This is a genomic window from Peribacillus sp. NPDC006672 (genome assembly GCF_050274955.1).
In the GTDB taxonomy this organism is placed as follows: domain Bacteria; phylum Bacillota; class Bacilli; order Bacillales; family DSM-1321; genus Peribacillus.
The window spans coordinates 309,552-332,498 of sequence record NZ_JBNNOR010000002.1; the positions used below are offsets into that span (position 1 = coordinate 309,552).

Annotated in this window: 26 protein-coding genes; 11 read left to right on the forward strand and 15 right to left on the reverse strand. The window is 38.2% G+C overall.

Going from position 1 to position 22,947, the window contains the following annotated elements; genetic code table 11:
* Positions 1-278: 278 nt before the first annotated feature.
* Positions 279-515: an IDEAL domain-containing protein gene (locus tag ACQKKK_RS04855; protein WP_427614475.1), complete on the forward strand. Its 237-nt coding sequence runs from the start codon at positions 279-281 to the stop codon at positions 513-515.
* A gap of 69 nt (positions 516-584) precedes the next feature.
* On the opposite strand, the gene ACQKKK_RS04860 is transcribed toward ACQKKK_RS04855, so the two are convergent.
* From ACQKKK_RS04860 to ACQKKK_RS04885, 6 genes are all read right to left on the reverse strand, one after another.
* Entirely contained in the window at positions 585-1,394 is an 810-nt protein-coding gene (locus ACQKKK_RS04860; protein ID WP_427614476.1) for a YitT family protein, read from the reverse strand.
* Positions 1,395-1,547: 153 nt separating this feature from the next.
* Positions 1,548-2,813, reverse strand: coding sequence for a M48 family metallopeptidase (locus tag ACQKKK_RS04865; RefSeq protein ID WP_427614478.1), 1,266 nt, complete (start codon positions 2,811-2,813; stop codon positions 1,548-1,550).
* Between the two features lie 346 nt (positions 2,814-3,159).
* Complete coding sequence (locus tag ACQKKK_RS04870) at positions 3,160-3,687, reverse strand: HD domain-containing protein (protein WP_427614479.1); 528 nt, start codon at positions 3,685-3,687, stop codon at positions 3,160-3,162.
* A 176-nt stretch (positions 3,688-3,863) separates the two neighbouring features.
* Complete coding sequence (locus tag ACQKKK_RS04875; RefSeq protein ID WP_427614480.1) at positions 3,864-5,408, reverse strand: fatty acid--CoA ligase family protein; 1,545 nt, start codon at positions 5,406-5,408, stop codon at positions 3,864-3,866.
* A gap of 161 nt (positions 5,409-5,569) precedes the next feature.
* Positions 5,570-6,559: a lipoate--protein ligase gene (locus tag ACQKKK_RS04880; RefSeq protein WP_427614482.1), complete on the reverse strand. Its 990-nt coding sequence runs from the start codon at positions 6,557-6,559 to the stop codon at positions 5,570-5,572.
* Positions 6,560-6,604: 45 nt separating this feature from the next.
* Positions 6,605-7,339 carry an MBL fold metallo-hydrolase gene (locus ACQKKK_RS04885; protein WP_427614483.1) on the reverse strand — a complete coding sequence of 245 codons (735 nt, stop codon included), beginning with the start codon at positions 7,337-7,339 and terminating at the stop codon, positions 6,605-6,607.
* A gap of 169 nt (positions 7,340-7,508) precedes the next feature.
* On the opposite strand from ACQKKK_RS04885, the gene yhfH reads away from it, so the two are divergent.
* Positions 7,509-7,637, forward strand: a complete 129-nt coding sequence (gene yhfH / locus ACQKKK_RS04890; RefSeq protein ID WP_081108720.1) for a protein YhfH — start codon at positions 7,509-7,511, stop codon at positions 7,635-7,637.
* Between the two features lie 166 nt (positions 7,638-7,803).
* Here the strand turns inward: yhfH and ACQKKK_RS04895 are convergent, their stop codons facing one another.
* From ACQKKK_RS04895 to hemE, 3 genes are all read right to left on the reverse strand, one after another.
* A complete protein-coding gene (locus ACQKKK_RS04895) occupies positions 7,804-8,379 on the reverse strand; it encodes a TetR/AcrR family transcriptional regulator (protein WP_427614485.1) in 576 nt (191 codons plus the stop codon).
* Between the two features lie 266 nt (positions 8,380-8,645).
* Positions 8,646-9,581 (reverse strand): ferrochelatase, encoded by a 936-nt coding sequence (gene hemH, locus ACQKKK_RS04900; protein ID WP_427614487.1) that lies wholly within the window; start codon positions 9,579-9,581, stop codon positions 8,646-8,648.
* Positions 9,582-9,659: 78 nt separating this feature from the next.
* Entirely contained in the window at positions 9,660-10,703 is a 1,044-nt protein-coding gene (gene hemE / locus ACQKKK_RS04905) for a uroporphyrinogen decarboxylase (protein WP_427614489.1), read from the reverse strand.
* 271 nt (positions 10,704-10,974) lie between these two features.
* Here hemE and ACQKKK_RS04910 point away from each other — a divergent pair, with 271 nt between their 5' ends.
* Positions 10,975-11,487: an antibiotic biosynthesis monooxygenase family protein gene (locus ACQKKK_RS04910; protein ID WP_427614491.1), complete on the forward strand. Its 513-nt coding sequence runs from the start codon at positions 10,975-10,977 to the stop codon at positions 11,485-11,487.
* 176 nt (positions 11,488-11,663) lie between these two features.
* Here the strand turns inward: ACQKKK_RS04910 and ACQKKK_RS04915 are convergent, their stop codons facing one another.
* On the reverse strand, positions 11,664-12,287 hold the full coding sequence (locus ACQKKK_RS04915; RefSeq protein ID WP_427614493.1) for a phosphatase PAP2 family protein: 624 nt from the start codon (positions 12,285-12,287) through the stop codon (positions 11,664-11,666).
* Positions 12,288-12,380: 93 nt separating this feature from the next.
* On the opposite strand from ACQKKK_RS04915, the gene ACQKKK_RS04920 reads away from it, so the two are divergent.
* Positions 12,381-13,592 carry a M20 family metallopeptidase gene (locus ACQKKK_RS04920; RefSeq protein ID WP_427614494.1) on the forward strand — a complete coding sequence of 404 codons (1,212 nt, stop codon included), beginning with the start codon at positions 12,381-12,383 and terminating at the stop codon, positions 13,590-13,592.
* 29 nt (positions 13,593-13,621) lie between these two features.
* Here the strand turns inward: ACQKKK_RS04920 and ACQKKK_RS04925 are convergent, their stop codons facing one another.
* The 3 genes from ACQKKK_RS04925 to ACQKKK_RS04935 all read right to left on the reverse strand — a co-directional run bounded on the left by ACQKKK_RS04925 (position 13,622) and on the right by ACQKKK_RS04935 (position 16,375).
* Positions 13,622-14,326 carry an EcsC family protein gene (locus tag ACQKKK_RS04925; RefSeq protein ID WP_427614496.1) on the reverse strand — a complete coding sequence of 235 codons (705 nt, stop codon included), beginning with the start codon at positions 14,324-14,326 and terminating at the stop codon, positions 13,622-13,624.
* Between the two features lie 104 nt (positions 14,327-14,430).
* Positions 14,431-15,639 carry an ABC transporter permease gene (locus ACQKKK_RS04930; protein ID WP_427614498.1) on the reverse strand — a complete coding sequence of 403 codons (1,209 nt, stop codon included), beginning with the start codon at positions 15,637-15,639 and terminating at the stop codon, positions 14,431-14,433.
* Positions 15,632-16,375, reverse strand: a complete 744-nt coding sequence (locus tag ACQKKK_RS04935) for an ABC transporter ATP-binding protein (protein WP_427614500.1) — start codon at positions 16,373-16,375, stop codon at positions 15,632-15,634. Before ACQKKK_RS04935 ends, ACQKKK_RS04930 begins: the two co-directional genes overlap by 8 nt.
* Positions 16,376-17,037: 662 nt before the next feature.
* Here ACQKKK_RS04935 and ACQKKK_RS04940 point away from each other — a divergent pair.
* The 5 genes from ACQKKK_RS04940 to ACQKKK_RS04960 all read left to right on the forward strand — a co-directional run bounded on the left by ACQKKK_RS04940 (position 17,038) and on the right by ACQKKK_RS04960 (position 21,216).
* Positions 17,038-17,460: an HIT family protein gene (locus ACQKKK_RS04940; protein ID WP_089364647.1), complete on the forward strand. Its 423-nt coding sequence runs from the start codon at positions 17,038-17,040 to the stop codon at positions 17,458-17,460.
* Between the two features lie 290 nt (positions 17,461-17,750).
* On the forward strand, positions 17,751-18,854 hold the full coding sequence (gene serC, locus ACQKKK_RS04945; protein ID WP_427614502.1) for a 3-phosphoserine/phosphohydroxythreonine transaminase: 1,104 nt from the start codon (positions 17,751-17,753) through the stop codon (positions 18,852-18,854).
* Between the two features lie 126 nt (positions 18,855-18,980).
* Entirely contained in the window at positions 18,981-19,499 is a 519-nt protein-coding gene (locus ACQKKK_RS04950; RefSeq protein ID WP_427614504.1) for a tryptophan transporter, read from the forward strand.
* A 597-nt stretch (positions 19,500-20,096) separates the two neighbouring features.
* On the forward strand, positions 20,097-20,459 hold the full coding sequence (locus ACQKKK_RS04955) for a YtxH domain-containing protein (RefSeq protein ID WP_427614505.1): 363 nt from the start codon (positions 20,097-20,099) through the stop codon (positions 20,457-20,459).
* A gap of 178 nt (positions 20,460-20,637) precedes the next feature.
* Entirely contained in the window at positions 20,638-21,216 is a 579-nt protein-coding gene (locus tag ACQKKK_RS04960) for an HTH-type transcriptional regulator Hpr (RefSeq protein ID WP_427614507.1), read from the forward strand.
* 2 nt (positions 21,217-21,218) lie between these two features.
* Here ACQKKK_RS04960 and ACQKKK_RS04965 read toward each other — a convergent pair whose 3' ends face one another.
* Positions 21,219-21,545, reverse strand: coding sequence for a DUF1878 family protein (locus tag ACQKKK_RS04965; protein ID WP_427614508.1), 327 nt, complete (start codon positions 21,543-21,545; stop codon positions 21,219-21,221).
* A 218-nt stretch (positions 21,546-21,763) separates the two neighbouring features.
* Here ACQKKK_RS04965 and ACQKKK_RS04970 point away from each other — a divergent pair, with 218 nt between their 5' ends.
* Together ACQKKK_RS04970 and ACQKKK_RS04975 are read left to right on the forward strand one after the other, a co-directional pair.
* On the forward strand, positions 21,764-22,303 hold the full coding sequence (locus tag ACQKKK_RS04970; RefSeq protein WP_427614509.1) for a DUF3267 domain-containing protein: 540 nt from the start codon (positions 21,764-21,766) through the stop codon (positions 22,301-22,303).
* A 109-nt stretch (positions 22,304-22,412) separates the two neighbouring features.
* Positions 22,413-22,595, forward strand: a complete 183-nt coding sequence (locus ACQKKK_RS04975) for a hypothetical protein (RefSeq protein ID WP_061462017.1) — start codon at positions 22,413-22,415, stop codon at positions 22,593-22,595.
* A 113-nt stretch (positions 22,596-22,708) separates the two neighbouring features.
* Here the strand turns inward: ACQKKK_RS04975 and ACQKKK_RS04980 are convergent, their stop codons facing one another.
* Positions 22,709-22,792 (reverse strand): YjcZ family sporulation protein, encoded by an 84-nt coding sequence (locus tag ACQKKK_RS04980; RefSeq protein WP_034314699.1) that lies wholly within the window; start codon positions 22,790-22,792, stop codon positions 22,709-22,711.
* Between the last annotated feature and the right edge of the window lie 155 nt (positions 22,793-22,947).

The window sequence follows — 22,947 nt, forward strand, 5'->3', positions numbered from 1 at the left end:
CTTTACCAAATCTTATACTCTAATCGCTTCTACCCTACCATTCCCCATTGTACAAAAAGTTGAAAGGAGGTAGTAAATATATGCTAAATTCCTCACTATAATAGCACAACCTGTAAAGATAAAAAGCAAGTTCACAAAAAATTAAAAATTCTTTTAAAAAGTGATCATTTCGTCATCTAACCGACACATTCTCTATTAAGTTTAAATTTATTTGAATTTTCTGTTGATTTTATCCGTTCAAATCCATATACTAATAAAAAGGGTCAGGGGTGGTAACTTTGAAAAATGAAAAATCTTATTCAGAGTCAGTGAAGTCCTTATCAATGAGCGAAATGAAAAACGATGCTGTGGTTCAGGAAATGTTAATTGATATGATTATTCTGGAATCCGTCCTTACTACCAAAAAGAATATCCTTGCGAAACAGATTGATGAAGCCCTGGATATGAAAGACAAACCTTTATTCCTAAAACTAAGTTCTGAAATGAACGTTTTACTGAAACAGTTTGGAAATTAAAATGAATGACTAAAAAACTGCCCGATAATCAAAAAAGCCTCCCATAAAATTGGGAGGCTTTTCTAATTATCACTCTTTATGAAACATTCCCATGACCTCGGCTGTTTCCGTTATATTGACAAAAGCATTTGGATCCACTTCTTTTATCATCGCTTTTACATCGGTTAATTGATAACGGGTAATGACTGTCATCATTACTTTACTCTTTTCTCCAGAGTATGCACCTTCACCATCCATGACTGTAATTCCTCGATATAGGTTGGTCAGGAGCTTCGTTTTCATTTCGTCACTCTTTTTCGTAACGATCATTAATGTTAATTTAATATGATTGGAATGAATCGTGTCAATCACCTTTCCTGCTGCATATATGGAAATCAGCGTATATAATGCGGCATCCCAACCAAAGATGAAGCCTGAGATAACCACCACTACTGCATTCATCACCGAAAGCAATGTACCAAGTGGAAAGTCGCTCTTCTTAGCCAAAAGCATGGCAATGATATCAAAACCTCCGGAAGACCCTGAAGCGCGAAAGATGATGCCTATTCCGAATCCCGATATGATTCCGCCAAATAAAGAAGACAAAATCGGTTCAGTGGATATTCTATGAACCGGAATGAAATATAAACTGACAGATATAACGACAACTGAAAATATCGTATAGGTGATAAAGCGTCTTCCTAATTTCAGGTATCCCAGAATCAACAATGGCAGGTTCAATAGAAAATTCAATATTCCTGTGTTGACTGGGTAAATGATTCCGAACATAATCGCAAGTCCACTAAGTCCGCTGCTTAAAATTAAATGAGGTATCAAAAATAAGTTGTAGGCTACTGCAACAAGCACTGAGCCTATAGTGATGAAAAGTACATTATACATAACTGATCTCCTTAAAACGAACTGGGAATTTAATTTATTATAGTAGAGAACCTAAGATTTTTTTAAATAATAGTTTTTTCTGAAAATGAGATTTATACTTCCACTTTCCCGATATTAGGGAAGGAAAAAAGCCAGCTAATTTTCAGCTGGCTTTCAGTCCCTCTTTGTATCTGCATTTTCAACCGTGGAAATCCGCTCGAGCATGGGTGGATGGGAATATCGCAGCCACTTTACCAGGAATGGCGGGTTGACCTGGCTCAACCCCGACCTCGTGAGTTCCTGGAACGTGGTGATTGCTGATTCTTTATCCCCGGTCATTTCAATGGCATAACGGTCAGCCCTCGTTTCTTGATATCTGGAAACATAATTGGACAGCGGACTTGCAGCAAACAGCAGCACAGACGTTATTAAAAGAAATAATGGAAGAGAAGAGATGCTATAAACCGTACGCACCTTTAACTGGTGGCCCCAGCGCCTTATGATATAATTCATGATTTTCGATGTCAGCCATAGACCGATTAAAGTCATTCCTAAATAACCTGCAATCCCTATATAAATATGCTTTTCGACATAATGGGCCATTTCATGCGCCATGATGAAAAGGATTTCATCTTCCTTTAGCTTGTTCAGGGTCGTATCCCAAAGGACTATCCTAGAGTTGGAACCTATACCGTTCACGTATGCGTTCAAGGCATTTGTCTTTTCCGCCATATTTACTTCAAATACGTGTTCAGCCGGAATTTCAGCCTGTGAGGCAAGTGCCAATATTTCTGTTTCCAGCTCTTTATTTTTGAGCGGATAGAATTCATTATACAGCGGATCAATCAATACAGGCTGAACAAACATCAAGAACAAGGTAAATGGAATGGACAACATCCAAGCATAAAGCCACCACCTCTTCACACTTTTCTTCATTAACCAATATAAGACGGAAACGATGATGAACATCGTTCCAAAATTCACCCAGAATTCGATAACTCCATCCTTCATCCACGAGGTGAAACTTTGTGTACTGATATGGTAACTTTTACTCATCCGATAACCAATGAAGCGGATTGGAAATAGTGCCAGGTAGGAAATCACAGAAAGCCAGAATAAGTAAATGCCCGTTTGGATCACTTTCCGTTTCGAGACCGCCAAAGACGACTTTTCAAAAGCTTTTGAAAAACCAAATAATAAAATGAAGAAATACAGCAGCCATTCATATGGCGTAGAAACGAAAAAAATAAAATTCCGCAGGTCTGAATATTCTTCGCTAAGCTTTAGTTCTCTAGCATTCAAAAATGTTGCAGGGTCTGCTGCAGTACCACGCAATGCTTCGGGAATGGAAGTATCTGCCCCGTAAAAAATATACCAATACATCACTGCTGCATAAAAGATAAATAATAGAATCGCTCTTCCTGCCCATTTTCTAACCATGATGCCCCTCCTTAAACGAATCTCCCTCTTATTAGTTTAATCCAAAATGGACAGGTTAGAACCCCATTTTCCTTCTATAATTATTTATTCCATAAATGTTCAAATAATCTTGATCATTAAATGCACTTCAACGATGGTATGGTCATGGAAATACAAGGAGGCGGAACATATAGCTTGTACCAGAGACATTTAAGATATATAAAATGGAGGGATGGGAGGTATTACAAGGTATAGGTGAAGATATAAAAAAGATCACAGACCCGTTTGATTTTCTTTTTCGAGATTAGGCATGAAATAAAGATAAAATCAAAATTTAAACTGTAAAAAGGCTATCACCCGTTTGCCTTCAGGATGGTAGCCTTTTTCTTTGTTCCTCATCAATGAGCGTATCAAGTTTCATGATGCTTTCCTTTGCCCGGAGGAAATCAATTTTACGGTAATGGTGTTTTCCACCTTCTTCTTCATCTTTTTCGTCCGCCCATTTGACGACCTGCTGAAGCGGTGTTCGAATAATATCATTTGAAGGTAAAAACGAATCGGTGTGAAATAAAATGGCGAGGGAAATGGTCTTTGCCTTTATCGGGTTCTCTCCCAAACGGATTAACAGTTTATGTGCTCGTTCTGCACCTTTAATTGGATGGATATCATTTTGTTTGTACAGATCATAATCCCACTTACCATTGCGATACCAGGTGAAATGTCCCATATCATGTAGAAGTCCTGCTTTAGCTGCAATATCAGGGTCTATCTTATATTCGTTTGCTAGGTGAAACGAATGGTAGGCTACCGCAATCGCATGAGCCAGACCTGAACGGTTCAAGTATTTTTGAGCAATCGGATGTGTAAAAATATCTAAAAGCTTTACATCTCTCATCTAAACCCTCCTTACAATTATGTGGAAATTTTTAATGACAATCATAACTCTTTTCGAAACAAGAATCAAGGCTTTAAGCTACCCCGATATATTTTATGCAGCGTGATGCACATTGGCTGTACAAAAAAAGGACCATTGCAGGTTATAGGCAATGGTCTCCCTTTGATCAACCAAATTCAGTTTTGTATTACATGGGTTTTTAAGGAACGCCGTAAAATTTTACCGGTTGTGTTTTTTGGTAGTTCATCCAAAAACTCAATTTTTGCCGGAACCTTATATTTAGCCAAGTGTTCCATGCAATAGGCAAGCAGTTCTTCCTCGGTCAGTGCACTGTTATTCTTTACCACGAAACATTGAACAACTTCTCCCTGATTTGGATCCGGCACCCCTATAGCCGCTGCCTCAACTACTTCAGGATGGCCATACAGAATCTCTTCCACTTCACGTGGATAGACATTATAGCCACCGACGATGATTAGTTCCTTCTTACGGTCTACAATGAAAAGATACCCTTCATTATCCATCCTGGCTAAATCGCCTGTATATAACCAGCCATCTTTCAAGACAGCCGCCGTTTCTTCAGGCATTTTATAATACCCCTTCATTACATTGGGACCTTTGACAATCAATTCTCCTACACCATTGATCGGCACTTCTTCTCCAAGCTCATTGACGACTTTGTTTTCAACCCGGAGGATGGAGGTTCCGATGGATCCTGCCTTCCTTGGACGATCCAAAGGATTGAAGCAAGTAACAGGAGATGCTTCTGATAAGCCATACCCTTCTGATACCCTGACATTAAATTTTCGCTCGAATGATTCAAGCAGTGAAACGGGCATTGCGGATCCACCTGATATACATAATCGCAATGACTTCAAAGCGTCTTCTTTTACATCTGGATATTGGAAAAGAAAATTATACATAGTAGGCACTCCAGCAAAAACGGTTGCATCATATTTTTTGATTTGCCTGAATATTTCCCTTGGACTGAATTGCGGGACAATTAAAAGCATACCTCCACTCAACAATGGGGCATTAACAACTACCGTTAAACTGAAAACATGGAACATTGGCAATGTCGTAATGACACGGTCATTTTCCGTAATTTTCAAATATTCTCCCACATCATGTGCATTGGAGAATATATTGGTATGTGTGAGCATGGCCCCCTTTGGTTTTCCCGTTGTCCCGGAAGTATAGAGTATGATTGCCGTATCTTCAGGATCCAGTTCTGGTCCTTTAAAGCCCGCATCTCCCTTCTCGACCATTTTTGTAAACGATTTCATTTTTGGGTAGATGTTCAATTTGCTAATTTCCCCATTATCCGGCTGTGTTTCACAAATTACATACTTATCTACACTTGAGAGGATCGGGCTCATTTTCTCGAATAAGGGTACAAGCTTATCTAATGCTACAACAACCTTTACATCTCCGTTATTCAGGATGTATCCAATCTCGTCAGGTGTGTAGATTGGATTTACGGGAATTACGGTCGCCCCTGTACGTAAAGCACCATACAACGAAATAATGAAATGTGGAGAATTCCCTAAAACCAGCGCAACATTATCACCTTTTGAAACACCCAGCTTATGTAATTCGTCTGCAAACTTCGTAACGGCTATATCCAATTCCCCATATGAGGTGGATTGATCCATAAAATAAAAAGCTGGTTTGTCCGCCTTACTTAAAGCCGTTTGATGAAGCTGTTCAGATAAATTCATCGTTCTCCCTCCTCTGCAAATAACATGAATGAATGAGTAATCATTCATTTTTATTATATTAAAAGAAAATGATTACAGCAACAATTTTATCCATATTCAAGCAATTCCTGCCATAATTAGACACAAAAACCGTCCTAATAAGTCAGGACGGCATTTCAGGCTTAATATATTAAGGCCAATATTTCTTCTTTTGTTACATTGCCAAAATAATGTGGAACATCTATCTCATCTAGTACATGGCTGATCGCTTTCTTTTCATAGCGCAATCCAGTAAGCTTCTGTTCAATATCCGCAACCTCTCCAACCCCGAAAAAGTCACCGTAGATTTTACAATTCTCAATGTTTCCCCTGTTCACTTCAAGACGGATATCAACAGATCCCACTGCAAATCTATGTGAGTTTTGTAAGTTGAATTTAGGAGATTTTCCGTAGTTCCACTCCCAGTTTTGATACCTTTCTTCCGAGATTTTGTGAATTTTCTCCCAATCCGCCTCGGTTAAAACATACTCAGTGACCTCACCGCTTTCTTTAAAAATATTTTGCAGAAGGAATGAGCGGAATTCTTCAACAGACATCGGTTCCTTTAAGAAATCAGCGATATTACCAACGCGGCTTCTTATCGATTTAATTCCTTTAGACTCGATTTTATCTTTTTTCACTTTTAAAGCGGATACAATGTGATCCATTTCTGATTGAAACAACAATGTCCCATGACTGAACATTCTGCCCTTCGTTGAAAACATCGCGTTTCCGGAAATTTTCTTTCCTTCAGCCATGATATCGTTACGTCCGCTTAATTCAGCATGTATTCCTAGTTTTTCAAGCGTTTCCACGACTGGCTGGGTGAATTTCTTAAAATTATGGAAGCTATCCCCATCATCTTTCGTAATGAAACTGAAATTGAGATTCCCTAAATCATGATAAACCGCTCCACCCCCGGAAAGGCGACGAACAACGGTAATGCCATTTCCATCTACATAATCGGAATTGATTTCTTCAATCGTGTTTTGATTCCTTCCTATGATGATTGAAGGACGATTAATGTAGAATAGAAGATAGGTCTCCTCTATATTTAAATGTTTAAGCGCATATTCTTCGATGGCCAGATTAATCCTTGGATCCGTTATTCCTTTATTATCAATAAAAAGCACAGTTGTTCCTCCTTGTAGACTTCATTCATACCACTCATATTTCATTTATAGTTGGAATTCGAGATTGGTTTTAGCTATAGCTATTTCCCTTTTGAACACCTCGGATGCTTCTTTTTTCAGTTGATTAAGATCCCCATAATGAGGGAGATGAGTTAACAGCAAAAGCTGGACGTCAGCCTTTTCAGCTAGCATGCCAGCTTCTCTAGCCGTCATATGCCCTGCCTTTGAACCATCCATATCGCTGTAAAAGTTACTTTCACATAATAAAACATTTGCGTCTTTAGCGAAATCTGCAAGCTCATCCATATATGAACTGTCACCTGTGTAAACAATCGAATGATTTTCAGCTTCAATCCTCATAGCAAAACAAGGTACTGGATGTTTCGTTTTCATGAACGTAAATTTACACGGTCCAATGCTTAAGGGTTCATCAGCCGAGTAGGCTATTCCCTTTGTCACCTCTTTATAAGTTAACTTTCCAAATTCGGCTTCGTCTAAATCATGGCCATAAATAGGAATGGTCCTTTTCTCACTGCCCAATATCTGCTGTATGAGCGCGGCGTGTTGCAGGACACCAACATCCGCTACATGATCCGGATGATAGTGGGATAATACAACTGCACTAAGATCCTCCGGTTTCATATGATTTTGTAACTGTGATAGTACACCGCTGCCACAATCAAGCAGAATGCGAAAATCTTCATATTCAAGCAAATAGCCAGAACTTGCCTCATTTTTAGCTGGATATCCGCCCCAGCAGCCAATTACGGTGATTTTCATACTTAGGCACTCCTTTTTTTCTCAATGACTTCCCCATTAATATAAACTATTCTTGCCCTTATTTCACCTTTTTCACTTATGTTATAAAACATATATTGACACAGCAATTCTGTTATAATACAATGAAATCATAGAAAAGCGAATAATAAAAATACAGGAGATGATGTTCATGATTCAAAGTAGCATTGAGTTCTTTAAAAACCTGCCTCCGAAACAATGCATGGAATGCGGAAAAAAAATCGAAGAACAGCACGAATGTTATGGAAACCACTGTGATCATTGCCTTTCTGGAGAGTAGTGTTTTGTATTTCACCATCCGCTTCCCAATTAGCAGGATGATCTCATATTAAATTCAGTTTCGCAGCTGAAAACCATCCCCCATATAAAGAGGAGATACCTATGATCGGTTTCTCTTCTTTATATTTTTTTGATTCATTGCATTTTAAGCCAAAAAAATAGAATTATCACGGAGTGGATAATCCTTTGAATAAATATATTTTAAATAGTTCAGCAATTTTCTCTTTCCCTAATGGGTCATGATTCCTCTCCCAATCAAAAATAAGGGCAAGGTACATCTTTAGCATCAGGAAAGCTGTTATCTCTGGATCACAAGGCTGTATATAGCCTTTATTAATCGCTATTTTAAGTTTTTCCTTAATGTAAGATACAATGGCTTCTTCCATTTCATTTATCATTTCCTGAACGGCCGGAGTACCAATTTCCCGCTCTTCCTGAAGAAGTTTTAAAGATAATTGATGTTCCTGCCTGAACTCCAGGATTCGATAAACAGCCCGATGCAGATTTTCAAAAAAGGAGAGTTGTTCGTCCAAAGATTGTTCCGCCTCATATTTCATTTCCTCTATCATCCGCTGAACGATTTCTTTAAAAAGCTCTTCTTTATTTTTATAAAAGGTATAAATGGTACCTTTCCCCACATTGGCAATTTTAGCGACTTGATCCATCGTCGTTGCCTTATATCCAAAAAGTGAAAACGACTTGGTCGCAGCTTCTAAAATTAATTTTTTACGATTAACAGACATTTCCCACCTCAATTCTGACCAAACGGACAAAACAGTCATAAAGTTCAACAACATCATACCAAAAATATTCAGTCTTTTCAATTAAATTTTCAATTATCCAGAGAAATAATGGCCATCCTCATTACTGGACAGCCACTTTCCTAAAACAAGGTATAAAATTCATCACCAAGATACGCTTTTTCAGATGTAGTGCGTCTTTCAACTTCATTTAAAAATATGTAAGGTCATCGCAATCATGGATGAACTGTATATCCCATATTAACCAATCACTTTTCCTGTAATCTGTTTAAAATGATTGTGGCCAATGCATCGATGAATTCAGGTTTAACATTGGGCATATCCGGCCGGTAGTAACCTGCACCAATATCTTCCGTTACAACCTTACATTCATAATCGTTATCATAAAGGACTTCAAGATGCTCAGCAACAAAACCAACAGGTATATAAATGAAAGCTTTATAACCTTTTGCTTGATGAAGATCTCTAGTTAAATCCTGTACATCCGGTCCTAACCATGGTTCAGGTGTTTGTCCAGCGCTTTGCCAGCCTACTGCATAATTGGTAACCCCTGCGCCTTTTGCAATCATGTCTGCAGTTTCTTTCAGTTGATTTGGGTATGGATCTCCTAATTGCAATATCTTTTCAGGAAGGCTATGTGCAGACACAATCAAAGCGAAATTATCGCGCTCTTCCGAGGTCATTTTCCCTTTTACTTCTTTTAATTGGTCTACCCAATATTGAATGAATTTTGGCTCATCATACCAGCTTTCAACAGAAGTGATAGTCAAATCACCCAATTTAGCGGCTTCATCCTGAGCACGACCATTATAAGACTTCACGCTGAATGTTGAAAAATGCGGTGCCAATACAATACTTACCGCTTCTTTGATACCATCATCATGCATTTGTTTCACTGCGTCTTCAACAAAAGGTTCAATATGCTTCAGTCCTAAATATGCCTTGAATTCAATTTCTTCCTGAACGGAATTCAATTGCTTTTCAAGCGTTTCAGCTTGTGCTGCCGTTATTTTTGCAAGCGGGGATAACCCACCGATCGCTTCATATCTGCCTTTTAGATCAGCAATCAATTCGTCGCTTGGTCGTCTCCCATGACGAATATGTGTATAATATCTTTCAATATCCTCTTCAGTGTACGGAGTACCATAAGCCATGACTAGAAGGCCCATTTTTTTTCTTGACATCAAATTACACCTCTTTTAAGAATTTCGTTCTTTTATTGTGCATCCATTTAAGCATTCTTAGCAAATGGTTAGCACACCTTACTTCATTTTTGATGAATATTCATGAATGAAAGCGGTCAGCCTCTTCAGTGTTTCCGGGTTTACGGAAGGGAAAACCCCATGTCCAAGATTAAAGATGTAGCCATCCTGTTCCATGCCCTGATCCAGGATCCTTTTCGTCCGATCTTCTATAACATCCCATGATGATAATAGCAGGGCAGGATCAAGGTTACCTTGAACAGTTTTCTGTATTCCCATTTGTCTTGCTTCTGTAATTGGAAGTCTCCAATCAAGCCCGACCACATCAATTGGAAGATCATTCCATTCAAGTGCCAGGTGACTTGCACCGACCCCGAACATGATTAGCGGTACATTTTCTTCACGTAATGAAGAAAAAATACGATTCATGATTGGCTTGATGAATACGCGGTAATCTTCAACGTTCAATGCACCCACCCATGAATCAAAGATTTGGATAGCTTTAACGCCAGCTTTAATTTGTGACTTGACATAGATGATGATCATATCGGCTAACTTATCCATTAACGCAAACCAGGCCACTGGCTCGGAATACATGAAAGCTTTCGTCTTATTGTAGTTTTTGGAAGGGCCGCCTTCAATCATGTATGAAGCAATGGTGAATGGTGCACCGGAAAAACCGATCAAAGGTACAGACAATTGCTCAGTGGTCAATAATTTAATCGTGTCCAACACATATGGGATGTCTTTCTCTGGGTTCAATTCACCCAACTTTTCAACATCTGTCAACGATTGGATCGGATTGGATATGACTGGACCGATTCCCGACTTTATCTCAACATCCACACCAATGGCTGGTAGCGGTGTCATTATATCTTTATATAAAATTGCAGCGTCTACATCATATTGCTCAACTGGCAATCTAGTCACATAAGCGCATAATTCCGGCTGATGAGTAATCTCAAAAAGGGAGTACTTCTCTTTCAATTTACGGTATTCCGGCTGTGAACGACCAGCCTGACGCATATACCAAACAGGCACATGATCCGTTTTCTCTCCTCTCGCAGCTTTTAAAAATGTATCATTCGTAATTTCCTTAGACATTTATATCCACCTTTCAAGCAATCACGTTTCTATTTTTATTCATTACTTACATAGAATATCAGAAGGATGTTGAATTTCAAATCGAATCTCCTTAAACTATAGCTTTTTCTATAATAGAAGTATAGCCAACTTATTTATTTGTCAGGAAATCGACGTTTTTATAAAGATCTCACCGATTTCCAAGCCTTTTGGTTTGATTGGAAATGGTAAAAGCACTATTCATTGGGTAAAATGGGTATACAATTACTATATAGAAATTGGAGGGGAATTTATGAATGTATTCATCACTACAGGTACCTACGATTTTTTGAAAATCAAAAAAGATAAACACCCGAATGAAAAAATATTACTTATGCAAAATTCTGACACTACAGTTCTTTTACATGAAACATCAGGTAAAACGATCTTCAGCTCGCCACGTAAATATGAAGTAGTGGATGGGAAAGGAAACCTTCAAGATCATGGATATGTAGTCATGAACAATATCCCTGTCAGTGAAGAAGGACGGCCGGTATTCGAACATCGTTTTAAAAAAAGGACCGGTTTAATTGAAAATGAACCAGGTTTCGTCGCCCTCCGTATCCTGAGGCCAATCAGCTCTGAAACTTATGTAATCTTAACGATTTGGGAGAAACAAGCTGACCTTATGAATTGGCAGAAATCCAGTTCCTTTCAGGAGGCCCATAACAGCGACAAAGCTACTATAACGAATTCCAGTCAGAAGATGTTTTCTGGTGAAGCTTATGTAACACAGTATACATTGGTGAAGGATCCCCAAGAATAATCTTTTCCTGATCAATAAGAGTCCCATCCTCTCAAGGATGGGACTCATTGATTTCAGAGTGGTATTTCGGACGTCCAAATTATGAAAAGAAGGTAGTAAGCCAATAAACAATCCGACAAATTCCTTCTTTATTTCCGGGGAAATGTAACGGATATATACAAAGATTTCATGTTTTTTCAAATGCTCCTCCGTCCCAGGAACTTATACACATTAATCAAGGTTAAACTGTATGCAGCTCCTAATGCATAACCAGCCAAAATATCAGTTGGAAAATGAACGTTCATGGCGATCCGGCTGATTCCGTTTAGCAGAACCAGACAAACGAAACCGATTCCTACTACCCATTTCACTGAGTTTCCTTTAACTTCTTTTAGGAAGAAATAAGCAACCATACTAAAGAAAATAAGGCCTACCATTGCGTGGCCACTTGGAAAACTGTAGCCACCTGTCTCCATCAAATGTTTCTCAGGACGCACCCTTTGAATCTGATTTTTTATCCACTCGTTTAAAACATCGCCGCCAGCCATTCCGATAGAAAAGACGGCCACGGTGAAATAATTCTTCTTTATTATCCATAAATACAGGACACATAGTAAGCTTACAATTCCAATGACCTTGGATTTGCCAAGATAGGTAATGGACTTAAAGAAAGTGAACGGAAAAGTATTCTCACCCACGGCAAAAAGTTCTGCAATATATGTATCGAACGCTAAAGTTTTCTCACTCTGGACTTCATGCATCAAAAAAAAGAATAGCAACAAGCAAAGCAAAACCACAGCCATCCAAGAATATTTAATCATTCATATAACTCTCCTCAAGGTATTTAATTCACTTTGGATTATTCAGAATATGATATACTATTTACAATTAAACCAATCATTAGGAGGTGCAAAATGATACATCGATTACACGATCTTATAAATGGTTCTTATGAAGAAATGGTTTCCATCAGGCGTTATCTTCACCAACATCCTGAGCTTTCTTTTCAAGAAACCGAAACGGCTGCCTTCATCGCTGAATATTATGAAAAACTTGGAATCGAGCACCAGAAAAATGTAGGCGGTAATGGTGTGATTGCTAAGATTACCGGCAGTAAGCCTGGTAAAACGGTAGCATTGCGCGCTGATTTCGACGCCTTACCGATTCAAGATGAAAAAGAGGTTCCCTATAAATCAACCGTATCCGGGGTCATGCATGCGTGCGGACATGATGGCCATACAGCGTCTCTCCTGGTCCTAGCAAAAAATCTGAATGCCCTGAAGGATGAGCTCGAAGGCCAATATATATTTATCCACCAGCATGCTGAAGAATATGCTCCAGGAGGCGCCAAACCGATGATTGATGCGGGCTGCCTTGATGGAGTGGATGTAATTTTCGGCACCCATTTATGGGCTACGGTCCCTACTGGAACAGTCCAATACGCTTATGGACCTCTAATGGCTGCTGCTGACCGATTTGAGATCATCATTCAAGGGCAGGGTGGACATGGAGCACAGCCTCATAAAACCCGCGATGCAATCGTAGTCGGCTCTCAGCTAGTCATGGCCCTACAGCAAATCGTAAGCCGCCGCCTTAACCCAATAGATTCTGCAGTCATTACCGTTGGTTCCTTTGTAGCCGATAATGCCTTTAACGTCATTGCAGATAGGGCAAAAATTATCGGGACCGTCCGTACTTTCAAGGGAGATGTCCGCTCATTTATAAGCGAAGAAATAGAGCGGATTGTTAAAGGAACCTGCCTAGCTGCGGATTGCACCTATGAATATCGATACGTTCAAGGCTATCCAGCTGTCATCCCACACGATGAGGAAACTAAATTCCTGATCGAAAGCACTGAGTCCATCAAGGAAGTTTTGGTTACAGAGGAAATTGACCCGGATATGACAGGTGAAGATTTTTCTTATTATTTACAAAATGTGAAAGGTACATTCTTCTTTACAGGAGCCAGGCCAAAAAATGAACATACATACCCGCATCATCATCCTTTGTTCGATATCGATGAAAAAGCGATGCTCATTGCAGCCAAAATATTAGGCACTGCTGCTGTAACCTATCATAATAAGGAACAATCATCCCCAAGCGTGAATGAATCTTTATTGCGGTAACGGTAAAGGGACGGGTTTTCCCCGTCCCTTCACTCTTTAAGAAGCCTGATTCGGTAACAATTGATAGCCGTCTCCCCAAGCTGTTCCAGTAAATGATGATTTGCATATGCACCGACAGCTGCCCCAAATCCCGGGACGAGCTGGAAGATTTTGATGACATCGATGTGATCGCGATATTCCTGCTGAAATTCTTGCCAGTCCATTTCCGGCAAATTCCCTGAATCCCATTCTTCTATTATCCCTAACGTTTCCAGCCTTTTTTCCTCGCTTGAAAACGCCATCTGGAAGATATGGAGAATGAACATGCGTTCCTCATAACTATTTGGATCGAAACCGTATAAACTGGATATTTCAAATAATAACTTCATCTTGATGCTTAGCAGTAAAGGGAAATCAGCCAATCCGATAAAAAGCCCTGCTGCCCCGGTTCCCACACCTTCTATAACGGCCGTTTTCCGATATGCCGTTACAGTTTCCGCAACCCATTCTTCTTTTTGCTGCAAGGATAGAAGTACTACATTCTTTTCTTTAGACATATATTTCGAACCAGATAATACCGCCTCTATCATCCCTTTAATACTATCAGTAATCATTTTATGCACTCGGTCTGGAATATAACTGTTCATTTTGATTTGCGCCTTTTTGGACATCCGCTCAAGCCTGCCCGATTTCTTGGCTACTTTCTTTTTCCATGAAGCCAGTTCCGATAATGCCTTTTGCTCATATTCATCCATCTTTTTAACACCTCCATTAAATATGTATATACCCCCTTCAAGGCTTTTATTTTCAATTTTCATTTCTTAAAAGAAAAAGCTGATTTTATGAAAATCAGCTCCACTTAAAAGTTTTTAATTTTCTTTGTTGCATAATTTTTAAAACCGAATAAGAAAACAAGTCCCATTGCCAGAGCAGCTAAGGCGGACATCCATTCCCCTTTCACTAGCAGGACCAAGCAGAAGACAAGGTCCTCAAATAATAGGAAATAGGAAATTAGCATTATAACTGCAGATTCTCTCATTTTTGCTGGCAATGGATACAGAGAGACCCACACTTTCCATTCATGAGCCTTCCAAACAGGTAGCAATTGCAGGGCTGTCATAAATAGGAACATAAAAGTTACAATTAAATGTGCCCATATGTTAGTGAATACACTTAAAATAACTGAGCCGATGATAGTTAAACGAAAACAAAGTCCCACATAATCATTGGATCGCAACAAAGTTCGAGCGTAAAGGTAGGTATACGTTGATTTTTCACCATATGGAATGAATGATAAAAGCCAGTCCATCCATTTCCTTCTTGCTACCTTCCCTTTCAAATGGGGAACATCAGTAAACATGTTCGCTATTCGATAAAAAGAATTCATCCGCTTATTTTCCAGTTCCACCAGACGCTCCCACTTCAATACAAAATCTTTAGTTGCGCTCCGGTAATACATGTAAAGCCCAAACAATAATAAAATGGTTATAAGTGCAAACAGTATATTTGCCCTTGAACAGATGAAATAGAGCATCACTCCATTAAGTAAAAAGCGGATTAGAGAGTCCCAATTGCTCACTGATGTATCTTGATATTTCAATACTTGCCAACGCATAGTTAAATTCAAAAACTTCAAAATAAGCAATACAACCAGAATGATTCCAAAGTCTATACCTCCTGCACCCGTAACCTTCGTATACATCGGAATAAATGCAATTAGGACAACCAGAAGGATAAAGCCCTGCATGACCCAACTTAATACCAGAGAATTCTTGAAATAGCTTTTCAACTTCGTTTCAAGCGGAAGCAAGAATACCGTATCAGGTTCTTTCAAAAAGGTATTTATCGGGCTTCTGGTTACAATGATCGATAAAACAAAGGCCATGATCATTTCAGCCGGGAAATCACTTTTTAACGTCTTCACCCAATCGCTGTAATAATAAGCTAAACCACCAAGAACCAATACCATAACAAAAACCAGGTGGCCGTTAAAAATGTAGCGAAGATATTTTTGCGTTTCATTTATATAGCCTAAATATCTTTCCTTCCAGAGATTTTGACTATTCATGACCGATTTCTTCTTTCGTCAATTGAACATATAAATCGTCAAGAGTTGCCCCCGGCATGGAAAATTGTTCACGAAGCTGCTCAAGATTGCCTTTTGCACGGATCTCCCCATTATGCAGGATGATGAAAGAATCACAATACCGCTCGGCTGTAGCCAGTATGTGTGTTGACATTAAAATTCCCGCTCCGCTCTCTTTCATTTTCCTCATCAAATCAAGCAGGGATTGAATGCCTAATGGATCAAGACCTACGAAGGGTTCGTCGACGATATATAAAGACGGCTGGACTAAAAAGGCGCACATTATCATGACCTTTTGCTTCATTCCTTTTGAAAAATGCGCCGGAAACCATTTAAGTCTTTTCTCCATATGAAATTCCTTTAATAGTACGTCCATCCTTTCTTTATATGTGGATTCCTCCAAACCATGCGCCATGGCCGTCAGCTTTAAATGCTCCTCAAGTGTAAGCTCATCATACAAGATTGGCGTTTCTGGAACATAAGTGAATTGCTTACGATATGTATCCGGGTCCTGGCCAAGTGTTTTGCCATGAATCGAAACACTTCCGCCTTTCGGCTCCATGAGTCCGATGATATGTTTAATCGTCGTACTTTTCCCAGCCCCGTTGAGCCCGATTAACCCTACTAATTCATTTGGTTGAATGTCAAAACTAATTCCCTTTAAAACGGGCGTTTTCGTGTAACCACCCACTAATTGCTTGATTTCCAATAAGGACATATAAACGATCCTTTCTATATAGAGGTTCTTATTTCCATTTTATCAAATTATCCTGCTTTTATATAGTCGAGTGTTCCCGGAACAAGATTTCCATAAATAACTAATTATATTTTTCCTGCTTGGTGGTCATCATAAATAAGGAAGAAGGGGTTAGTCATTACGTGTGATTCACATCATATTGTAAATGAGGTGTCAGTTAAAGACGTATTACACTGAAATACCCAAATGTTTTATTACAATTGATTCACATCATATTGTAAATGAGGTGTCAGTTAAAGACGTATAACTGAATTAAACCAGAAACTTCATTTAAAAAAATCGTTTCGAGCAAGGAGATGGTTCTCTTGCACGTAAAAGCAGAAAAATCATTCAATAATTATCAATTATGCTTTGTAAGTTGATGAAACTTTAAAGATATAGGAGATGGTTGCTTTGAATGGAAAATCTCTAATCAGATAAATAACCATATTTTACTAAAATGTAGATGAGGTGTTTGTCGCAGAGAATTTATGCTAATGCGAATTTTGAAGTTAACCCCCTTTTTCAAACAAGCAGGGTGCAACTTAATGTTGCATCCTGTTTTTATGATTTTTCCTTTTCCCAAGGATTCATGCTATGGTACGATTAACCAAATACATTAACTTCTAAAGGAGCGTTTTTTAATGAGTGATTGCATTTTTTGCAAAATAATCGATGGAGAAATACCAAGTACCAAAGTCTTCGAAAATGAACATGTACTGGCCTTTCTCGATATCAGTCAAGTAACAAAAGGCCATACCCTGGTAATCCCTAAAGTACATAAGGAAAATCTATATGAGTTGACACCTGAAATTGCCAAGAATCTTTTTGAGGTGGTACCTGAAATTGCCCGCGCTATGAAACAGGAATTCCAACCTGTAGGCCTGAACCTTTTAAATAATAACGGGGAAGCCGCAGGACAGTCCGTTTTCCATTTTCATATGCATTTAATTCCTCGGCATGGGGAAGGTGACGGCTTTGGGGCTGTATGGAAAACGAATACACGCGACTATACACCCGATGACCTAAAACAAATCGCTGACTCCATCGCACAGCATATTAAGTGAAATTTATGCTACCTGTAAAGGGTTACTACCCACCTCCCAGCTAATGAAAGATTACAACTTACGTTCAACAATTACTCTAAAATAGTTCAGTTATACGTGACAAAAAATGCCCTAAATAGGTCCTCACTTATAGTGAAGGACCTATTTATTCCCTCCCCTTCTATTAATTCCTATTTCAATTTTTTATCTACTTAAAATTCTAAATTTTCCTCCTATTGAATTTAGTTTTCTGGTAGGATATATGAATAGTCTCAAATACTTTATCACATAGTCGCATAGGAGGAAAAAAATTGAAACGTGCACGCAATTTTAACGCTGGGCCAGCCGCCCTTCCCTTAGAGGTTTTACAAAGAGCCCAAAACGAATGGCTTAATATTGAGGATTCCGGAATGTCCGTCATGGAACTAAGCCATAGAAGTTCGGAATTCGAAAAAATTCATAACCATGCCATTCAATCATTAAAAGACCTTATGGAAATTCCTGAAAATTATGAAGTTCTTCTGCTGCAAGGAGGAGCAAGTCTACAATTTTCCATGATTCCCATGAACATTTTGAATGATGGAAAAAGGGCAGATTATGTCCTTACTGGTTCTTGGTCGGAAAAAGCATTAAAAGAAGCCAAAAAGGTTGGTAAAACGGCAGTAGCAGCTTCATCCAAAGATGAAAAATATACATTCATCCCTAAAGTTGAAGACATCGATTTGAATGATGATGCTGCATATCTTCATATCACAAGCAATAATACGATTTACGGAACGCAATGGAAGGATTTTCCGGAAACAGGCGACGTTCCTTTAGTAGCTGATATGTCAAGTGATATTCTTAGCAAAAAAATTGATGTTAGTAAATTCGGAATCATATATGCAGGTGCACAAAAGAATCTAGGTCCGTCGGGAATCACAGTCGTTATCATCCGTAAAGATTTAATAACGGATAATGAAAAAATCCCATCCATGATGAACTATTCTATCCATTCGAAAAATGATTCGTTATATAACACTCCTCCGACATTGGCAATTTACTTATTGTCCCTTGTGCTGGATTGGGCAAAAGAACAGGGTGGCGTGGAAAAGATTGCTGAAATCAATGAGGAAAAAGCAAAAGTCATTTACGATGCCATCGACGGCAGCAATGGCTTTTATAAAGGCCATGCCCTACCAGACAGCCGTTCATTCATGAATGTAACCTTCACGCTTCCATCTGAAGAAGCTGAAGTTCAATTCCTTAAAGAAGTGAAGCAAGCCGGATTCGTAGGACTGAACGGTCACCGTTCCATCGGTGGCTGCAGAGCATCCATCTATAATGCTGTCCCTTTATCCCATTGTCAGGAGCTTGCGGATTTCATGAAGAAATTCCAGGAATCGTATAAAGCTAAGGAAGCTCAAACTCTTTAATTCAAACAAATATAACTTCTAAAAAAATAGGTCTTATGATATACTATTTTAAACTTCTTGCAACAGGCAATAGTGCATTGTTGAAGAAAAGATGTTAGTTGAGATGAGAATAGGAGAGATGAGTAAATGAAAACAAAAACCCTTGTGTCACTGTCCCTATTTATCGGGATTGGGGCTGCCCTGCATTTTATCGTTCCTGGATTCTTCCTTGGAATGAAACCGGATATGATGCTGTTGATGATGTTTTTGGCGATCACGCTGTTTCCCGCGAAGAAGAATGTATTCATTGTCGCCTTGGCTGCTGGAGCCATCTCTGCCATGACAACTACATTTCCTGGAGGACAGATTCCAAATATCATAGACAAATTGGCAACAGCCTTTCTGTTTTACCTTTTATTCATCAGTATTAAGAAGTTTTCAACATCCGTTGTCACAGTTAGTGTCTTGACTGCCGTAGGAACAATAATTTCCGGTGCTGTCTTTCTTGGTTCGGCTTATTATATCGTTTCCCTTCCAGGGCCTTTCGTTGCACTTTTCGGCGCTGTTGTGCTTCCTGCCGTACTGCTAAATACAGTTGCGATGGTCATCATTTATCCAATTGTGAACGGCATCGTAAGAAAATCTAATACACCCATTAATGCTTAAACAGCAGGATCATCATACTTAAAAAAGCACCGGAAATGTCCGGTGCTTTTTTTCCAATCTTATGAATCTGGGAGTCTAGTCAGAATCATCCTTCTAGGGTCAATGAATCAATATCCACATAAACCAAATCAAAAGCAGCACCCCTCCGGGAAGACCCATAGCGAAGGCTCTGGCCTGGAGCACCCTCTTAGGCGGATAGATGCCAGGAGTTTTTGCTTTTCGTAGAAAATACCCCATCCCGCACAGGCATATCAGGCCTAATAAAAAAATGATTTTCATTATTAACCCACCAGTGCCATCCATGTTCAGACAGCTTGTTTTTACTATCTATATGCTGTTATTTCCTTTATATGAAGCATTTTTAATAAAGCTTCAAGTTATTTTTAAATATTATATATTTACTATCTAAGTTTAAAAAAATATTTTTGTGATATAAAGATAAAATGGTCGATACTCTTCCATAAGAATGAAAATTATGGTATTTTGATATCAATAGTATTTCTATCCCTATTTATCATAATTTCCAATTGATGCTTTTTTCAGCAGGGATTTAGACCATGTAAAGCGAAAACAATATTATAAAATGAGGTGATCCTAATGAAAGCAAAATCATTACTAATTGGCTTTTTAACCGGAACAGTCGTAGCGGGTGCAGCAACCTTACTTTCTACTCCAAGTTCAGGTAAAGACTTACGGACCCGCATCAAAACGAATACGGAAGAAATTAAGAATACAATTGATGAGTTAAAGGTAAAAATGCTAAATATTAAAGATGACACGATGGAAGCTACACAAATCAGCAAAGAAACGGTAAAAACCTTCATTTCGGATGTTCAGGTCGTCATCGAGAACTGGAAGCAGGAAATCGAACCAAATAAGAGTGAATTATTGAAGAACGTTCAAGAAATTGAAAATTCTTTAAAAGAATTGGAAACAGCAATCCCTGCTTCCAAAAATTAATACACACAAGCTTGGTTCTCCATTTTTACCAATAAATTACATGGTTTATTGGAGAAAAATGGAGAATCCATTGAAAAAACTAAAATTTTCTAAAAATTTCGCAAATATTTTCTTTATTAATTTTTATTTTATTGTCATAATAAATATACAGAATCTTAAAAGTAGGTGAGCCCATAATATGCAGAATAAAAATTATTCTATGAAAGAAGCAATGATTTTTAGTCAACGAATTGCACAATTAAGCAAAGCATTATGGAAATCGATTGAAAAAGATTGGCAGCAATGGATTAAGCCCTATGATTTAAATATCAATGAGCACCATATTCTTTGGATTGCCTACCATCTTAATGGCTCTTCCATTTCAGATGTTGCAAAATTTGGGGTCATGCATGTTTCTACGGCATTTAACTTTTCGAAAAAATTGGAAGAACGCGGGTTTTTAACATTTTCAAAGAAAGAAAATGACAAAAGGAATACGTATATAGAGATCACCCCAGAAGGTGAAAAGATTCTACTTGATTTAATGGAGACATATGATCCAAGTAAGAACTCTGCTTTCACAGGTGCACTTCCACTGCGTGAGCTTTATGGGAAGTTTCCGGATATGATTGAAATGATGGCTGTCATACGTAATATATACGGTGAAGATTTCATGCAAATTTTTGAACGATCCTTCGATAACATTGATCAAGAATTTACTGACGTGGAGGGTAAAATCGCAAAAAAAAAGATAGAGAAAGAAACTGAACCAGTTTAATCTCACACTCTATCCATTTCCTTCATGAATGATACATATAAACCTTGTGAGAGGCACGCATCAATGCATTCCTTTATGGTTATTTTTGGATTAACCTTTCTTTCAAATTGATTAAAAAGCGGTCGAAAGTTCATGTAACCTTCCGCTTTTTCTATTTCGTAGCGCTTGCTCAATGTATCACATGTTTCTAATAACTCTTCCGCTTCCTTCTTCGTGAAATTTTTTTCCACAAACAGAAAGTCCAACTTGGCCTCCGGATTACGTATCATATTTAATAAAAGCCGTTGATGAAACCGGAGTATTTCTATTTCTTCATTTATATTTTTCATACATTTTTAATCCCCAATCAATCATTCAATTTTATCATAAAAGACTTAAAACCAATTAGGTTTTCATGTTCAAAACCCGGCCTTAAACGTCTTTAGTATTCATCCACTCTAAAATGATTATTATCATAAAACTTAATCCAAGAATTCTATTGCTTTTTCCACGCATTCATCGTAATGTATGTAAGTAAATTCAACGGTCTTTGGAGGGCTGATTCGAAATGAATTCGTGGAAAACAATTGACGTGGCAAAACAATATGGGAATTGCCGTCTGATCTTATTTTCAGTTTTTACTATATTGATGTCTTTTGTTCTGATCTATACATTATTAAGTGTCTTTTCATCCCATGTTGTTTTGTATGACGATCAAACAATGGTATTTTTTAGCCTATTGCTCTTATTATATCCTGTTCACAAACTATTACACTATTTACCTTTACGATTATTATGTAAAAAAGTAAAAACTTCTTGGTCCTTGAAGTGGAAACTTGTGCTTACATGCAGGGTCAATGTGCATTATCCGATTCGAAAGCACCTATATCTCTTGACACTTGTGTTGCCTTTCTTCATTATGTCTGTCATATTGATTGGTTGTGCCCTTAGTTTTCCACATTACATCCATTATTTCACTATTTTATTATCCCTGCACACTGGATTATGCGTATCGGATTTTATTTATATAAAAAACCTGGTTGGTTCCCCAGGACATTCATTTATCGAAGAACATTTAGAAGGATACGATATACTTGTTCAAAAGTGATTTCTTATCTATTCATAAAGATGCCTGATAAGATTTTTAGGTATCTTTTTTCATTATAATTTGGTATCGTTATTTATACATGATGTTTTGCAAGGAGGGATTTTAGGTTTTGATCTCGTTCTGGTTTATTATTTTTGCTATTTTGATTCTTTATAATATTAATAGAATGACAAACTCTTTATGCATTCAAAAAGAAATTGCTGAAGACCGGCAGCCTAAAGTATTCAGGATCATTAATGTTTTAATTACTATTATGTTATTATCCTCCTATATTGAAATTTTGTATACGTAGAGATAAGCAACAAATGATGGCCATCATTTGTTACATACATTGGTGATAACCGGCGCATTATCCAACATAAAGAAAAAGGGCGAAGCTATCAGCTTCGCCTTTTGTTTATGAGTCTATAACCATGAAGCTCCAATGATGACTAACAGGATGAAAAGAACGACAATTAGAGCAAAGCCTCCACCTATTCCCCCAGACATTGATCTTCCTCCCTTCCATTCTTAAGTAATAGCATTTTCATGCACACACTTATATCCGCCAAAAGGAATCCATTCCTTTCATAGCTTGATAATCAATTCAATCTTTTTTGTAGCGGCTACCCTATCCTATTCAACTCCATGGCAAAAGGAGTGGG

What these genes read in the sequence shown, in the direction of transcription:
- ACQKKK_RS04860 (WP_427614476.1), bottom strand. Translation starts at nt 1,394, where the DNA reads ATGTATAATGTACTTTTCATCACTATAGGCTCAGTGCTTGTTGCAGTA.
- ACQKKK_RS04970 (WP_427614509.1), top strand. Translation starts at nt 21,764, where the DNA reads ATGAATTCGTGGAAAACAATTGACGTGGCAAAACAATATGGGAATTGC.
- ACQKKK_RS04910 (WP_427614491.1), top strand. Translation starts at nt 10,975, where the DNA reads ATGAATGTATTCATCACTACAGGTACCTACGATTTTTTGAAAATCAAA.
- ACQKKK_RS04870 (WP_427614479.1), bottom strand. Translation starts at nt 3,687, where the DNA reads ATGAGAGATGTAAAGCTTTTAGATATTTTTACACATCCGATTGCTCAA.
- ACQKKK_RS04960 (WP_427614507.1), top strand. Translation starts at nt 20,638, where the DNA reads ATGCAGAATAAAAATTATTCTATGAAAGAAGCAATGATTTTTAGTCAA.
- ACQKKK_RS04925 (WP_427614496.1), bottom strand. Translation starts at nt 14,326, where the DNA reads ATGGATGAATATGAGCAAAAGGCATTATCGGAACTGGCTTCATGGAAA.
- ACQKKK_RS04980 (WP_034314699.1), bottom strand. Translation starts at nt 22,792, where the DNA reads ATGTCTGGGGGAATAGGTGGAGGCTTTGCTCTAATTGTCGTTCTTTTC.
- ACQKKK_RS04895 (WP_427614485.1), bottom strand. Translation starts at nt 8,379, where the DNA reads ATGTCTGTTAATCGTAAAAAATTAATTTTAGAAGCTGCGACCAAGTCG.
- ACQKKK_RS04965 (WP_427614508.1), bottom strand. Translation starts at nt 21,545, where the DNA reads ATGAAAAATATAAATGAAGAAATAGAAATACTCCGGTTTCATCAACGG.
- ACQKKK_RS04920 (WP_427614494.1), top strand. Translation starts at nt 12,381, where the DNA reads ATGATACATCGATTACACGATCTTATAAATGGTTCTTATGAAGAAATG.
- ACQKKK_RS04930 (WP_427614498.1), bottom strand. Translation starts at nt 15,639, where the DNA reads ATGAATAGTCAAAATCTCTGGAAGGAAAGATATTTAGGCTATATAAAT.
- hemE (WP_427614489.1), bottom strand. Translation starts at nt 10,703, where the DNA reads ATGTCTAAGGAAATTACGAATGATACATTTTTAAAAGCTGCGAGAGGA.
- ACQKKK_RS04875 (WP_427614480.1), bottom strand. Translation starts at nt 5,408, where the DNA reads ATGAATTTATCTGAACAGCTTCATCAAACGGCTTTAAGTAAGGCGGAC.
- yhfH (WP_081108720.1), top strand. Translation starts at nt 7,509, where the DNA reads ATGATTCAAAGTAGCATTGAGTTCTTTAAAAACCTGCCTCCGAAACAA.
- ACQKKK_RS04865 (WP_427614478.1), bottom strand. Translation starts at nt 2,813, where the DNA reads ATGGTTAGAAAATGGGCAGGAAGAGCGATTCTATTATTTATCTTTTAT.
- ACQKKK_RS04940 (WP_089364647.1), top strand. Translation starts at nt 17,038, where the DNA reads ATGAGTGATTGCATTTTTTGCAAAATAATCGATGGAGAAATACCAAGT.
- ACQKKK_RS04915 (WP_427614493.1), bottom strand. Translation starts at nt 12,287, where the DNA reads ATGATTAAATATTCTTGGATGGCTGTGGTTTTGCTTTGCTTGTTGCTA.
- ACQKKK_RS04935 (WP_427614500.1), bottom strand. Translation starts at nt 16,375, where the DNA reads ATGTCCTTATTGGAAATCAAGCAATTAGTGGGTGGTTACACGAAAACG.
- ACQKKK_RS04950 (WP_427614504.1), top strand. Translation starts at nt 18,981, where the DNA reads ATGAAAACAAAAACCCTTGTGTCACTGTCCCTATTTATCGGGATTGGG.
- ACQKKK_RS04885 (WP_427614483.1), bottom strand. Translation starts at nt 7,339, where the DNA reads ATGAAAATCACCGTAATTGGCTGCTGGGGCGGATATCCAGCTAAAAAT.
- ACQKKK_RS04955 (WP_427614505.1), top strand. Translation starts at nt 20,097, where the DNA reads ATGAAAGCAAAATCATTACTAATTGGCTTTTTAACCGGAACAGTCGTA.
- hemH (WP_427614487.1), bottom strand. Translation starts at nt 9,581, where the DNA reads ATGTCAAGAAAAAAAATGGGCCTTCTAGTCATGGCTTATGGTACTCCG.